Genomic DNA, 14,637 nt, shown 5'->3' with positions numbered 1-14,637 from the left:
TGGGCTCAGTAGCGTGGCGGCGTGAGCGCGAGAAACGGGCTGACGTGAGCCGGCAGCCGCCGGCCTGGATCGAGCCGCTGCTTGATCGGCTCGGCTCCGCGCGTACCGAGGACTTCACCCAGCTGGTCACGCCAGAGCGCGGCGGCCGGGAAAGCGCCGTGCTGGTGCTGCTCGGCGAGGATGCCGGCACCGGGCCGGACGTGCTGGTCCTCCAGCGGGCAGCCACCCTGCGCAACCACGCCGGCCAGCCGGCGTTTCCCGGTGGGGCCGCCGACCCGGAGGACGCCGACGCCGCCGCGACCGCGCTGCGCGAGGCGAACGAGGAGGTCGGCCTCGACCCGGTCAGCGTCACCGTCCTGGCGCAGCTGCCGAGGCTCTGGATCCCGGTCAGCGACTTCGTGGTCACCCCGGTGCTCGCCTGGTGGCACGCGCCGCACCCGGTGCACCCCCGGGAGCCGGCCGAGGTGGCGCACGTCGCCCGGATGCCGATCGCCGAGCTGGTCGACCCGGGAAACCGCGTCCGGGTACGCCATTCGAGCGGCTGGATCGGGCCCGCGTTCTCCGTCCGGGGGATGCTGGTCTGGGGCTTCACCGCCGGGGTGCTGGCCGGGGTGCTGGAGATGGGCGGCTGGAGCCGGCCGTGGCCCCGCGACCGGGTGATCGATCTTCCGCCGACCGGGACGTCCCCCGCTCCGTCAGCCGGCACCGACGAGGTCGACGAGAGCGCTGTCCGCTGACCACACGGTCACCTTCCGCAAGCGATCGCCATCCCGCGAGCCTGCGGCCCGTACGCTTGAGCCGTGTCGGCCGTGGATCTCGTACTGCTGTTGCTCATGCTCGTGTTCGCGATCAGCGGATACCGACAGGGGTTCGTCATCGGGGTGCTGTCGTTCTCCGGGTTCTTCCTCGGCGCCCTGATCGGCCTCCAGATCGGGCCGCTGTTCGCGCAGCAGTTCGTCGACAGCGGCACCCGGGTGCTGATCGCACTGGTCGCCATCTTCGGCCTGGCCGTGGTCGGCCAGGCCCTCGCCGGCTGGCTCGGCTCCCACCTGCGCCGCACGATCGCCAGTGACGTGGGGCGGCGGGTCGACGACGTCGGCGGCGCGTTCGTCTCGCTCTTCGCGGTGCTCCTGGTCGCCTGGCTGGTGGCGGTGCCGCTCGGTTCCTCCTCGCTGCCCTGGCTCGCCGCCTCGGTGCGCAGCAGCGCGCTGCTCAACGTGGTCGACCAGGTGCTGCCCGACCAGGCCCAGCAGCTCTCCACCGCGCTGCGGGACACCGTCGACACCGATGGCTTCCCGGACGTCTTCGACGGCCTGCGGCGTACCCAGGCCCGGCAGGTCGAGCCGCCCGACCCGGCGCTCGCCGGTTCCGAGGTGGTGACCAACGGCCAGCGTTCGGTGGTCAAGGTGCTCGGCTCGGCCCCGAGCTGTTCCCGGCGGATCGAGGGCTCCGGCTTCGTGTACGCGGACGACCGGGTGATGACCAACGCGCACGTGGTGGCCGGCACCCGTACGGTCGCCGTGGAGATGCGCGGCGACCGGTACGAGGGCGAGGTCGTCGTCTACGACCCGGACCGCGACCTGGCCGTGCTGTACGTGCCCGGGCTGCCCGGCCCGTCGATGCGGTTCGCCGCCGGCAACGCGGCGACCGGCGCGGACGCCATCGTGCTCGGCTTCCCGCTGGACGGACCGTACAACGCCCAGTCGGCGCGGGTCCGCGACGTCGACCGGATCACCGGGCCGGACATCTACTCCTCGGCAAGCGTGACCCGGGAGATCTACACGATCCGGGCGCTGGTGCGCAGCGGCAACTCCGGCGGGCCGCTGGTCTCCTCGAACGGCCTGGTGCTCGGGGTGATCTTCGCGGCGGCGGCCGGCGACCCGAACACCGGTTTCGCAGTGACCGCCGCCGAGGCGCGCCCGGTGGCGCTGGAGGGCGCGCAGCGTACCCGTGGCGTCGGCACCGGCGAATGCACCTGACCGTCACACCGGTGCAGCTGGCCGTCACCGGGGCGCCGGCCGGGTCCGGCCGGCGCGGGCGGCGGTGACGACCACCGCCACCCCGAGCAGCCATCCGGCGAGCACGTCACTGGTCCAGTGCACGCCGAGGGCGACCCGGCTGAACCCGGTCACCAGGGCGAGCAGCAGGGCACCGAGCCACACCGCCGCCCGGACCGTCGACCGGGCGCGGGTCCCGGGCTGGCCGGTGCCGGCCGGCGTCCCGCTCCGGGGCAGGAAGACCACCACGAGGACCCCGGCGGCGAGCGTCGCGTTCAGCGCGTGCCCCGAAGGAAAGGCCAGGCCGGGCGCCTGCGCCACGGGATCGGGCAGCTCCGGCCGGACCCGGCCGACGAGCAGCTTGAGCAGTGGCCCGAGCAGGCCACCGAGCACCATGGTCGCGGTGACCCAGCCGGCGAGCCGGCGGGCACCCCGGTGGGCCAGCCAGATCACCAGGACCAGCGCCGCGGCGCGCAACGGCATCGGCGCGAAGGTGTCGGTCCAGACGCTCATCACCCGGACCCAGGCCGGATGGTCGAGGGCGTACCGGTGCAGGTGCCCGGTCACCGCCACGTCGAGCCGGCGCAGCGGCGGCCAGCCGCCCAGCACCAGGGCCGCGAGCAGCGTGAACGGCACGAGCGTCAGTAGACCGGGGAGAACGGGCCGCAGCCCCGGGCCGTCCGGGTGCAGTGGGGCGGCCGGTCCGGTCAGTGGTACGACTGCCGGAACCGGCGCACCATGAGCGCCGCCCCGGTGAGCAGCGCGACCAGGATCGCCGAGCCGACCCAGAGCCGCTCCGTGGCGGCGTCGTCCTGCGCACCGGCGGCCCGGGCCCGCCACTGGGTCTCCTGCTGCGTCCCGGTCAGGCCGAGCTGCTCGGCGTCCGCGTCGTTCGCCTGCGCCGAGCCGGGGGCCGGGCCGAAGCCGCTCACGCCCGGCGAGTCGTTGTTGTCCAGCGGGTTGTCGTACACCAGCGGCACGTCCGCGGTCAGCGCCGCGACCGGGTCGACCAGGCCGTAGCCGAACCGGTCGTCCCGGCCGGTGGGGCCGATGTCCTTGGCGGTGGCCAGCAGCCGGTTCACCACGTCCCCGGCGGAGAGTTGCGGATAGCGGGACCGGACCAGGGCCGCGGTGGCGGCGACCAGCGGCGCGGCGAAGCTGGTGCCCTGCACCCGCCAGTACCCGCCGGGCGGACGCGCGCCGACGAGACCGCTGGCGGGGGCGGTGAGGATGGTGGCTCGGCCGGTGATCGCGCCGCTCCACAGGTTGTCGCTGTTGCGTTCCAGCCCGGAGACCGCGATCACGCCCGGCTCCCGGGCCGGGTACCAGACCTTGGCGTCGGGCGAGGTGGCGAGGTTGCCCGTGCAGGCGACCACCACCACGTCGCGGGCGAAGGCGTAGTCGATGGCCGCGGCCAGGGCGGCACTGTCGCCGCTGCCGCCGAGCGACAGGTTGATCACCTGGGCGCCGTTGTCGACCGCCCACCGTACGCCCTGGGCGACGATCAGCGCGTCGTCGTAGCGGTTCTCCTCGTCGAGGACCCGCACCGGCAGGATCCGGGCATCCGGTGCCAGCCCCACCACGCCCTGACGGTCGTCGTTGCGTCCGGCGATCAGGCCGGCCACCGTGGTGCCGTGACCGACCGGATCCGGCTCGGCCGCCCCACCGGGACTGACCAGGTCGATGCCGGGCAGCACCTGCCCGGCCAGATCCGGGTGTGAACCGTCCACCCCGGAGTCGATGACGGCGACCACCACACCGCGCCCGGTCGACGTGCGCCACGCGGTCCTGGCACCCAGCTTGTCGATCTGCCACTGTTCGTCGCGGACCTGGTCGGCGCGGTCGGTAGCGTCACCGGGCGCGTAGGCCACCGGGACGCCGAAGGCGGACGGGGAAACCGGGACGGCGGCGGCGGGAACGACCACGACGGCAGCCGACAGCGCGGCAGCCGCCGCCGCGAGCAGCGCGCGGTGCGCGAACCCTCGGGGCCCTGGCGGGCCACCGTGCCGCACCCTGGTCACATTCTCAGCCGTTCGTCGCAGGACACATGACGATCGGAGATTACCGGTTCCGTCCCGCTTCTAGGGACGTTCCGTGGAGTCGGCGTCACTGTGGCGGCAAGTGGGCCAACTGGACCAGGCGTACGCCCTCGCGTCGGGTGAACAGCCGACCGCGTCCGGGCGGCAGCGGCCCGGGTCGGACCGGGCCGACGAGTGCGCCCTCCTCCGGGCTGCCCGACATCACCAGGCCCGAGGTGGACAGTTCGCGGAGCCGCTGCACGAGCGGCTCGTACTGGGCGCGCCCGGCGCCGCCGGAGCGCCGGGCCAGCACCAGGTGCAGCCCGACGTCACGGGCCTGCGGCAGGTGCTCCTCCAGCGCCCGCAGCGGGTTCGACGGCCCGCTGGCCACCAGGTCGTAGTCGTCGACCAGCACGAACAGCTCCGGCCCCGACCACCACGACCGGTCCCGCAGTTGCGCCGGGCCGACCTCCGGGCCGGGGATCCGGCCCTGCATGTAGCCGGCCGCCGATTCGACCAGGTCGGCGGTGTGCGCGGCGGCGGTGCCGTACCCGATCAGGTGCGGTGTCTCGATGGCACCGAGCAGGCTGCGCCGGTAGTCCACCACGATCACCCGGGCCTGCTCCGGGGTGAACCGGGTGACGATCGAGGTGGCGAGGGCACGCAGGAACGACGACTTGCCGCACTCGGCGTCGCCGTAGACCACGAAGTGCGGTTCGGTGGTGAAGTCGAGGGCGACCGGGCGCAGGTCCGCCTCGGCGATCCCGATCGGGATGCGCAGCCCGGCGGTGTCGGCCAGGTCGAGATCGGCGTACGGCAGCACCGCCGGGAGCCGTCGTACCCGGGGCGCGGCCGGTCCGGCCCAGGCCGCGGTCACCTGCTTGACCAGCCCGGCGGTGTCCGAGCCGGCGGGCTGCGGCAGCGCGGTGAGGAAATGCAGGCCCTCGGCCGTGATGCCCCGTCCCGGCGACTGCTCGGGCACGTCGACCGCCGCCCGCCGGGCGACCAGCGAGTCCGACGGGTCACCGAGCCGCAGCTCCAGGCGGGAGCCGAAGAGATCCCGGATCGCCGGCCGGAAGTCCAACCAGCGCACCGCGGTCGCCACCACGTGCACGCCGTACGACAGGCCGCGGGTGGCGAGGTCGGTGACCAGCGGTTCCAGGTCGTCGTACTCGCCGCGCAGGGTCGTCCACCCGTCGACGACGAGGAAGACGTCGCCGAACTGGTCGGCCGCGGGCTCACCGGCGGTGAGCTGGGCGGCGCGTCGCTGCCGCCAGGCGGCCATCGACTCCACCCCGGATTCGGCGAGGGCGCGTTCCCGGTCGGCCAGCAGGGTGGCCATCTCGCCCACGGTGCGCCGTACGCCGGTGGGGTCGGCACGGCCGGTGACCCCGCCGACGTGTGGCAGGTCCCGCACCGCGGCCAGCCCTCCGCCGCCGAAGTCGAGGCAGTAGACCTGCACCTCGGCCGGGGTGTGGGTGAGCGCCAACGCGCAGATCAGCGTACGCAGCGCGGTGGACTTGCCGCTCTGCGTGCCGCCGACCACGGCGACGTGGCCGGCCGCGCCGTCCAGCGCCAGCCAGAGCAGGTCGCGGCGCTGCTCGTAGGGCCGGTCGACCGCCGCCACCGGCACCTGTAGCGCCCCGTGCAGCTCCGGATTGCCGAAGCTGAGCCCCCGGACCGGGTCCACCGTGAGCGGGCCGACCAGCTCGTCCAGGGCGGGCGCGCCAGCCAGCGGCGGCAGCCAGACCTGGTGCGCCGGTGGCCCCTGCCCGGCCAGGCGGCCGACCAGCAGGTCCAGCAGGGTTTCCCGGCCGTCGTCCTCGTCCGGCTCGGCGACGGATGGGGCGGGTGGCTGCGGCGCGGGCGTGAAGTGGGTGGAGAAGGCGAGCAGGCGGGGCCGGTCCGGGGTGGTCGCGCCGGCCGCCGGGCCGCGTCGGCGGAGCGGCCCGGAGACGTACGCGGTCTTGAAGCGAAGCAACGGCTCGGTGCCGAAGCGCAGGTAGCCGTGCCCCGGCGTGCGGGGCAGCTCGTGCGCGTCCGGTACCCCGAGCACCGTGCGGGACTCCAGCGACGAAAAGGTCCGCAGGCCGATCCGGAACGACAGGTGCGTGTCGAGCCCCCGGAGCCGCCCCTCCTCCAGGCGCTGGCTGGCCAGCAGCAGGTGCACACCGAGTGACCGGCCCAGCCGGCCGATCTGCACGAACAGGTCGATGAAATCGGGCTTGGCCGACAGCAGCTCGGAGAACTCGTCGCAGACCAGCAGCAGCGACGGCAGCGGAGCCAGCGGGCTGCCGGCGACTCGGGCCCGCTCGTAGTCGCGCAGGCTGGCGAAGTTGCCGGCCCGGCGCAGCAGCTCCTGCCGGCGGACCAACTCGCCGTTGATCGCGTCGACCATCCGGTCGACCAGGGGCAGCGCGTCGGCCAGGTTGGTGATCACGGCGGCGGTCTGCGGCAGCCGGTCGAAGGAGGCGAACGTCGCCCCGCCCTTGAAGTCGACAAGTACGAAGTTGAGCTGCTCTGCGGAGTGCGTGGCGGCCAGCCCGAGCACCAACGTACGGAGCAGCTCGGACTTGCCGGAACCGGTGGCGCCGATGAGCAGCCCGTGTGGACCCATGCCGTCCTGCGCGGACTCCTTGAGATCCAGCTCGATCGCGCCGCCGTCCACACCGACACCGATGGGCACCCGCAGCCGCTCGCGCGCCGACCGCGGCACCCAGCCCTGCTCGGCGGTGAAGCCCTCCGGATCGCCGAGACCGAGCAGCTCCGGCAGGCCCGGCTCGGCGCCGGGCGTCGCCTCCGTGCCCCGGGTGGCGGCGGCCAGCCGCAGCGGAGCCAGCCGGCGCGCCACCGCCTCGGCCTCGGCGACCGTCAGCGCGTCGGCGGTGCCGACCTCGGCGGGACCGTCCGCCGTGTGCGAATGCAGCCGACCGCCCCGCAGCTCCAAGAGCAGGGCGATGCGGTCCAGCAGGCGCGGCGGCGGGGTGTCCAGGTCGATCAGGGTGACCGCGTCGATGCCGCCGTCTCCGGCCAGCTCGGTGGCGCCGGTGAGGTCGCCGCCGTCCAGCACGACGACCAGGTGCGGTCCGTCCGTCGCGGGGCCGGCCGGGCTGAACCGGGACCTGCTGGTCAACACCTCGTCGAGCAGGCGTTCCAGCTCCACCGCCGAGCTGGTCACCAACCGGACCGGGCCGAGAGCGTCGCTGCGGGTCGGGTGCTGGGCGTGCGGCAGCCACTTGACCCACTCCCAGAGGCTGCGCCGTTCCGGCCCGGCGCAGACGGCGACGAGCAGCTCGTCCGGGGCGTGGAAGACCGCGAGTTGGGTGAGCATCGCCCGGACCTGCGCCTGTGCGCCCGGCGACCCGGTCGGGCCGGCTGGCGTGTCCCGGACGAAGACCCGGGCGAAGCTGCGCAGCGACAGGGCCACCGGCAGGTCGGGCACCACCGAGTACGCGTCCAGGAAGCGCCGCAACGCCCCGGCGGTCATCGGCTCCAGCTCCTCCAGCGGGCGGGTCACCGGCGGGACCAACGGGGTGGCCAGGGTCTGCGGCCCGACGGCGACCCGGACCACCGCGAAGTCCGGATCGGTGGGACGCCGCTCCCAGACCCGGTGGCTGTCCACCGTCGACCAGAGCAGCGTCGGATCCGGGTGCCGGTAGCAGAGGCCGGCGCGCTGCCGTGCCGCGGTCCGCCGGACCTGCCGCCGCAGCGTCGTCAGGTGCCGCAGGTACTCCCGGCGGGCCGCCATCATCTCGGACTTCTTCGGAGTCCCCGAGGCGCTGCCCCACGAGGTCACCAGCATGGCCAGCGAGGAGAGGCCGAACATGCCGCCGACCACGTACGAGTAGGCGCCGCCACCCCGGCCGAACATCATCGCCATCGCCACCGTGCCGCCGAGCATCGGCAGCACCATCAGCATCTGGTGCCAGCGTGCGCCGGTGACGGCCGGTATCTCCGGGGGTGCCTCCACCGGCAGTTCGCCGGCCGGTATCTCCGGCGCCGGCCGCCGCGGTGGCCGGCGGATGACGACAGTGGACACTCGACCTCCCGACCGCGCACAGTGACCTGAGCCTGGCTCATGGTAGGTAAAGTCCTCGCGTACGCGCAGCCGTCACCCGCTCGATATGGAGATCAGTCGATGACGATCGGGCTGGCCCGGGTCACCGTCAGCGCCCCGCAGCGGCGGGTCGACGTGGCCCTGCCGGAGCAGGTCCCGCTCACCGAACTGCTGCCCGAGCTGCTGCGTCACGCCGGCGAGGGGCTCGCCGACGACGGGGAGCGGCACGGCGGCTGGGTGCTGCGGCGGGCCGACGGCAGCGTGCTCACGACCGGGCAGGCCCTGCTCGCCCAGGGCGTCCGCGACGGCGAGGTGCTGCACCTGGTGCCGGCCCGCGCCGAGTGGCCCGAGCTGGAGTACGACGACGTGGTGGAGGCGATCGCCGACGCCGCGCGGCGTCGCGGCGGAGTCTGGTCACCCGGCGCCACCCGGGCCGCCGCCCTCGCCGGCGCCGGCGTGCCGGTCGCCGTCGGCCTGTTCGCCCTGCTCGCCGGAGGACCGGGCCGGGACACCGGCTGGCTGGCCGCGACCCTGGTGGCGGTGCTGCTCGTGCTGGCCGGCACGGTGTTCTCCCGGGCCCTGGGCGACGGTCCGGCCGGGGCGGTCCTCGGCGGCTACGCGCTGCCGTACGCCGCGGTGGCCGGTGCCCTCGCGGTCAGCTCGGGCGACCCGGTCGGACCGTTCGCCCCACTGAGCTGGCTCGGTGCCGCCGAGTTGCTGGCCGGCTCGGTGGCGCTGCTGCTGGTGTCGGTGCTCGGGCTGCTCGGGGTGGCCACCCGCCAGCGGATCTTCGTGGCCGGCGTGGTGGTGGGTGCGGCCGGCGGGCCGGCCGCCCTCGGCGGCCTGCTGCTCGGCCCGGCCGGCACGGCGGCCGTCCTGCTCTGCGTGCTGGCCTTCGGGATCGGCGCGATCCCTCTGCTGGCCATCCGGCTGGGCAAGGTGCCACTGCCGCCGATCACGCTGCCCACCGGCACCGCGGACGACCCGGACCGGGCCCGCGACCTGCCGGACCGGGGCCGGGTGTACGCGGCCGTGGCCCGCACCGAGGAGATGCTGACCGGGATGCTGATCGGGCATGCCGTGCTGGCCGTGGCCGCCGGGGTGATCCTGGGCGTCACCGACGGCGTCGCCAGCCGGCTGCTCGTCGCGGTCGCCTCGGCGGTGCTGCTGCTCCGCGCCCGGCTCTTCGTGGCGGTACGGCACCGGGTACCACCCGTGCTCGCCGGGCTGGGCGGGTACGCGGTCCTCGGCGGTGTGCTCGCCAGCGGTGCCGACCCGACGGGCCGACTCGTCCTGGTGGTCGGCGGGCTGCTGGCCGCCCTGTTGGTGGTGGCCGGCGGCACCACCTACGCGCGCCGCCCGGTCTCCCCGTACGTCGGCCGGCTCGCCGACCTCACCGACACCGTCCTGGTGGTCTCCGTGGTGCCGATCGCCTGCGCGGTGCTCGGCCTGTACGAACGGGCCCGGGGGCTGCTCGGCTGAGCGGTTCCCGGGCCCGTCGGACGGTTGCTGAATCAGTGTGCGGACTCGCCGCGCTCCTCGGCCTCCTTGGCCCGCCGGTACGACGCGTGGATCTCGGCCTCGGCCTCGGTACGCCCCACCCAGGTGGCGCCCTCGACCGACTTGCCCGGCTCCAGGTCCTTGTACACCTCGAAGAAGTGCTGGATCTCCAGCCGGTCGAACTCGCCGAGGTGGTGGATGTCGCGCAGGTGCTCCTGCCGCGGGTCCTCGTAGGGCACGCAGAGGACCTTGTCGTCGCCGCCCTTCTCGTCCGTCATCCGGAACATGCCGATGGTGCGGCACCGGATCAGACAGCCCGGGAAGGTCGGCTCGGGCACCAGCACCAGGGCGTCCAGTGGGTCGCCGTCCGCGCCCAGGGTGCCCTCGATGAAGCCGTAGTCGGCCGGGTACTGCGTGGAGGTGAAGAGAGTGCGGTCCAGCCGGATCCGGCCGGTCACGTGGTCCACCTCGTACTTGTTGCGGTGACCCTTGGGGATCTCAACCGTGACGTCGAAATCCATCTGCACGCTCCCTCGTTCGCCCACGCTGGCTTGACGGAACCGGCGGCCTCGCCCGGACAGGCGAATGCCCACCCACCGACTCCGGCCGCCGCATAGTCTTCGGACCGAAGTAGTGTCACCCAGGCCGGTTCCCGGTGGGGGAGGAGGGGGTCGTGGGGAGGGAAGATTCACACTACCGTCCGGACGGGGCTGCCGGAGGTGGTACCAACCAACCGTCGGCGAAGCCGGCGACCGGACGGGTTCCCGTGCCCGACGCGCAGTTGCTCCGGGCGCAGTCTCCGACCCCGCCGGTCGCCTCCGCCGCCCCGCCACCGACGGGTCCGGCCTCCGGTCCGGTAGGCAAGGCGTCCGTGCCGGCCAACTCCGCCGGCAAGGCCCCGGCGCCGACCAGCGCCACCGGTAAGGCGTCCGTGCCGACCAGTCCGGCAGGCCCGCTCGGCAAGGCCGCGGTGCCGACCAGCCCGGCCGGTCCGGTTGGCAAGGCGTCCGTGCCGACCAACGCAGCGGGACCGGCGGGTAGGGGGTCCGTGCCGACCAGCCCGGCGGGACCGGTGGGCCGGGCGTCCGCGCCGAGCGGCTCGGCGTCCGTGCCGCACGAACCGAACCCGGGAGCGGCGCCGAACCCGGCCGAGCAGACCCAGGACCTGACGGCGGGAACCAGCCCGGATAACAGCCAGGGGGCGACCCTGGCCCCCGAGCGGCCGTCGGGCCCAGCCGGCGCCGGTGGCCCGATCGACCCACCCGCCGGGGCGGCCCCGGAGCCCTCCCGGCCGGCCGCCGGCGCCTGCCGCTGGTGCTCGCCGCATTACTGGTGCTCGTGCTGGTCATGGTGGGCGTGGTCGTGGTGCGCCCCGGGCCGGTGGGGCGGTGGCTGGGTGGCGGCGATGCCGCGCCCGCGCCCACCGAGCCGACGGAGCCCGCGCCGGTCGAGGTGCTGGCCGCCGCCGACACCGGCGCACCGATGCCCAGCCCCGAGGGACTGGAAGCCGTGCTTGACCCGCTGGTCGGCGACGCCGCCCTCGGCGGCCGGGTCAACGTGGCGGTGGCCGACGCGCTGACCGGACAGGCCCTCTTCGACCGCGGTGGCGACGAGGGCACCGTGCCGGCGTCGGTGACCAAGCTGCTGACCGCGGTGACGGTGCTGACCGCCCGCGGCCCGGGCTACCGGGTCCCGACCCGGGTGGTGGCCGGCGAGCAGCCGGGCGAGGTGGTGATCGTCGGCGGCGGAGACCCGACCCTGGCGGCCGGCGCCAAGGGCTTCTACCCGGGCGCCGCCAGCCTGGAGGAGCTCGCCGACCAGGTGCGTACGGCGCTCGGCGGAGCCACGCCGACCCGGGTGCTCGTGGACTCCTCGCTCTACCCGGGGCCGGCATATGGGCCGGGTTGGGACGATGACATCCCCACCGGCGGATACGGCGCCGCGGTGACCGCGTTGATGCTCGACGGTGCGCGCCGGGACCCGAAGGCCGGCCGGGGCTGGGCCGAGCGGGTGACCCAGCCCGACCTGACCGCCGGACAGGCCTTCGCCCGACTGCTTGGTCTACCGGAGAGCGCCGTGCAGCGGGGCAGCGCCCCGACGGCACCGACCGAGGCGACCGGGACGCCGGCCGAGACCATCGAGCCCGGTGCCGAACTCGGCGTGGTGCAGTCGCCACCGCTGATCCGCCTGGTCGACATCATGATCAGTGAGAGCGACAACATCGTCGCCGAGGCACTGGCCCGTCAGGTCGCGCTGGCCCGTGACCGGCCCGCCTCGTACGCCGGCGCCGCCGAGGCGATGGCCGGGGTGGTTGCCGAGCTGGGCCTGCCGGCCGGCGGGCTGACGCTGGCCGACGGCAGCGGCCTGTCCCGGAAGAACCTGATCAGCCCGACGCTGCTCACCGAACTGCTGGCGCTCGCGGCCGGCCCGGACCGGCCCGAACTCGGCGGCATCTTCGGCGGGCTGCCGGTCGGCGGCTGGTCCGGCACGCTGCGTGACCGCTACGGAGCCACCCCCGGCACCGCTGCCGGCGCCGGGGTGGTCCGGGCCAAGACGGGCACCCTGACCAGGGTGCACGCCATCGCGGGGGTGGTCACCACGGCCGAGGGGCGGCTGCTCACCTTCGCCGTGCTCACCGACCAGGTGCCGCCGGACGGGATGGAGCCGGCCCGGGCGGCGCTGGACCGGATCGCCGCCGCTCTCGCCACCTGCGGCTGCCACTGACCCGGCTCTCCGCGCGCCGGCCCGGTCTCCACGCGCCGGCCCGAGCGCGCTGGTCCGGTGTCCACGCGCCGGCCCGGACGGCGAGACAGCGGATCGGCGAGCGGTGACCCGACTGCCGGCGCGCCGGTCCGGCGAGCGCCTTCCCGTCCGGCGAGCCGGGGGTGGGGTGTCGCGGCGCGGGTACGGTGGGTTGCATGGCGCAGTTCGTGGACTGGGATCTGGCCACCGCGACCGCGGGGGCCCTGGGCAAGTCGGGCCCGCGGGTGTCGTACGCCGAGGCCACCGAGGTGGTCGCCGACCTGCGCCGGCTGACCGACGAGGCGGCCGGGCACGTCGCCGACTACACGGGGCTGACGTCGCAGGTGACGCATCCGCCGGTGCGGGTGGTCGACCGGCGCGACTGGGCCGCGACCAACGTCGCCGGCCTGCGTGCGGTGATCACACCGCTGGTCGGCCGGCTGGCTCAGGACAAGCAGCCCGGTGCGCTGGCCGAGGCGGTCGGGTCCCGGATCACCGGGGTGCAGGCGGGCACCGTGCTGGCCTACCTGTCCGGCCGGGTGCTCGGCCAATACGAGGTCTTCTCCGCCGACCCCGGGCAGCTGCTGCTGGTCGCGCCGAACATCGTCGAGGTGGAGCGCAAGTTGGGGGCCGACCCGCGCGACTTCCGGCTCTGGGTGTGTCTGCACGAGGTGACCCACCGGACGCAGTTCACCGCCGTGCCGTGGATGCGGGCGTACTTCCTCGGCGAGGTGCAGGCGTTCGTGGACGCCGCCCAGGGCGGTGAGCACCTGCTGGAGCGGCTGCGTCGCGGCGTGGGCACGCTCGCCGACGTGGTCCGCAACCCGGAGAGCCGGGCCAGCGTGCTGGACATCGTGCAGACGCCGGGGCAGCGGGCCGTGCTGGACCGGTTGACCGCGCTGATGACCCTGCTGGAGGGGCACGCCGATTTCGTGATGGATGGCGTCGGCCCGCAGGTGATCCCGAGCGTCGAGCGGATCCGGGCCGGGTTCAACCGGCGCCGGGAGGCCGGCAACCCGGTGGAGAAGGCGGTCCGGCGGCTGATCGGCATCGACGTCAAGATGCGGCAGTACGCGGAGGGCCGCAAGTTCGTGCACGCGGTGGTCGACCGGGTGGGGATGACCGGCTTCAACCGGATCTTCGAGTCGCCGCTGACCCTGCCCCGGCTGGCCGAGTTGAGCGAACCGGACGCCTGGGTGGCGCGGGTGCACGGGCCGGTCGGCCCGATGCCGACCGCCGGCTGAGCACGCCGCACCGATGGCTCCGCTCGCCCCGTCCGTCGCCGCGATCCGGGTCGCGGTCCGCCGGGCGTTGACCGAGCTGCCGGCGTACGGGCTGGTGCTGGTCGCCTGCTCCGGCGGGGCCGACTCACTCGCGCTCGCCGCGGCCACCGCGTTCGTGGCGTCCCGGACGGGTCGCGCCGCCGGCCTGGTGACCGTCGACCACGGGTTGCAGGCCGGGTCGGCGCGGCGGGCCGAGGCGGTGGCGCGCTGGGCGGAGCAGGCCGGGCTCGGGCCCGTGGAGGTGGTCCGGGTCGAGGTCGCCGGCCGGCCAGGTGGCCCCGAGGCGGCGGCCCGGCAGGCCCGCTACCAGGCGCTGGCCGAGGTGGCCGGGCGGCACGGCGCGGCGGCGCTGCTCACCGGGCACACCCGCGACGACCAGGCGGAGACGGTGCTGCTCGCCCTGGCCCGAGGGGCCGGCCCGCGCGGGCTGGCCGGCATGCCACCGCGCCGGGATCTGGCCGGGGTGCCGCTGCTGCGACCACTGCTGGAGATCAGCCGTGCGGAGACCCGGGCGGCCTGCACGGCCCTCGGGCTGACGCCATGGCAGGATCCGCACAACAGCGACCCCGCGTACGCCCGGTCCCGGGTCCGGGGCGACGTGCTGCCCGTGCTGGTCCGGGCCCTCGGGCCGGGAGTGCTGGACAACCTCGCCCGCACCGCCCGGCTGGTGGCGGCGGACAACGCCGTACTGGACGAGTTGGCCGGCGAGGCGTTGATCGGCGCCCGGCATCCCGACGGTGGGCTGGCGGTGAAGGCGCTGGCCGACCTGGCACCCGCGGTACTCGGCCGGGTGCTGCGCGCCTGGGCCCACGAACTGGGAGCGCCGCCGGCCGCGCTGTCGCACCGGCATGTCGCCGCCCTCGACACGCTGGTCACCGGCTGGCGGGGGCAGGGAGCGGCGTACCTGCCGGGCGGGCTGCGGGTGCTGCGCCGTGCCGGCCGCCTGCTGCCGGAGACCGGGCCTACGCTCGACGGGACGCCGGATCCCGCCGAGCCGCCGCCGGTCGGGGGCAGGGTCGGGGCGTGACGGCCGCGACCGC

General features: G+C 75.1%; 10 protein-coding genes. 6 read left to right on the top strand and 4 right to left on the bottom strand.

The genetic code is table 11. The features are described 5' to 3' along the window. Positions 1-44: 44 nt before the first annotated feature. A complete protein-coding gene (locus tag ACQPYA_RS29240; protein WP_433530221.1) occupies positions 45-737 on the top strand; it encodes an NUDIX hydrolase in 693 nt (230 codons plus the stop codon). Between the two features lie 63 nt (positions 738-800). After that, on the top strand, positions 801-1,979 hold the full coding sequence (locus tag ACQPYA_RS29235) for a MarP family serine protease (RefSeq protein ID WP_433530220.1): 1,179 nt from the start codon (positions 801-803) through the stop codon (positions 1,977-1,979). A 24-nt stretch (positions 1,980-2,003) separates the two neighbouring features. On the opposite strand, the gene ACQPYA_RS29230 is transcribed toward ACQPYA_RS29235, so the two are convergent. The 3 genes from ACQPYA_RS29230 to eccCa form a co-directional block, all read right to left on the bottom strand. Further along, the gene (locus ACQPYA_RS29230; protein WP_433533677.1) at positions 2,004-2,708 is read right to left on the bottom strand and encodes a phosphatase PAP2 family protein; all 705 of its coding nucleotides are present in this window, start codon (positions 2,706-2,708) and stop codon (positions 2,004-2,006) included. Then, positions 2,705-4,009 (bottom strand): type VII secretion-associated serine protease mycosin, encoded by a 1,305-nt coding sequence (gene mycP / locus ACQPYA_RS29225; protein ID WP_433533676.1) that lies wholly within the window; start codon positions 4,007-4,009, stop codon positions 2,705-2,707. The genes ACQPYA_RS29230 and mycP overlap by 4 nt, the downstream gene beginning before the upstream one ends. Positions 4,010-4,103: 94 nt before the next feature. After that, entirely contained in the window at positions 4,104-8,054 is a 3,951-nt protein-coding gene (eccCa, locus tag ACQPYA_RS29220; RefSeq protein WP_433530219.1) for a type VII secretion protein EccCa, read from the bottom strand. Between the two features lie 99 nt (positions 8,055-8,153). On the opposite strand from eccCa, the gene eccD reads away from it, so the two are divergent. Further along, on the top strand, positions 8,154-9,554 hold the full coding sequence (gene eccD, locus ACQPYA_RS29215; protein WP_433530218.1) for a type VII secretion integral membrane protein EccD: 1,401 nt from the start codon (positions 8,154-8,156) through the stop codon (positions 9,552-9,554). Between the two features lie 32 nt (positions 9,555-9,586). Here the strand turns inward: eccD and ACQPYA_RS29210 are convergent, their stop codons facing one another. After that, positions 9,587-10,093, bottom strand: coding sequence for an inorganic diphosphatase (locus tag ACQPYA_RS29210; RefSeq protein ID WP_433530217.1), 507 nt, complete (start codon positions 10,091-10,093; stop codon positions 9,587-9,589). A gap of 784 nt (positions 10,094-10,877) precedes the next feature. Here ACQPYA_RS29210 and dacB point away from each other — a divergent pair. The 3 genes from dacB to tilS all read left to right on the top strand — a co-directional run bounded on the left by dacB (position 10,878) and on the right by tilS (position 14,624). After that, a complete protein-coding gene (gene dacB / locus ACQPYA_RS29205; RefSeq protein ID WP_433533675.1) occupies positions 10,878-12,296 on the top strand; it encodes a D-alanyl-D-alanine carboxypeptidase/D-alanyl-D-alanine endopeptidase in 1,419 nt (472 codons plus the stop codon). A 194-nt stretch (positions 12,297-12,490) separates the two neighbouring features. Continuing rightward, entirely contained in the window at positions 12,491-13,558 is a 1,068-nt protein-coding gene (locus ACQPYA_RS29200; RefSeq protein ID WP_433530216.1) for a zinc-dependent metalloprotease, read from the top strand. 13 nt (positions 13,559-13,571) lie between these two features. Continuing rightward, on the top strand, positions 13,572-14,624 hold the full coding sequence (gene tilS / locus ACQPYA_RS29195; RefSeq protein WP_433530215.1) for a tRNA lysidine(34) synthetase TilS: 1,053 nt from the start codon (positions 13,572-13,574) through the stop codon (positions 14,622-14,624). Positions 14,625-14,637 lie beyond the last annotated feature (13 nt).

Source organism: Micromonospora sp. CA-263727, from assembly GCF_050942455.1.
GTDB lineage: Bacteria > Actinomycetota > Actinomycetes > Mycobacteriales > Micromonosporaceae > Micromonospora.
Note: the sequence above shows the minus strand (reverse complement) of the source record. Positions and strands in the feature narration are given on the sequence as shown.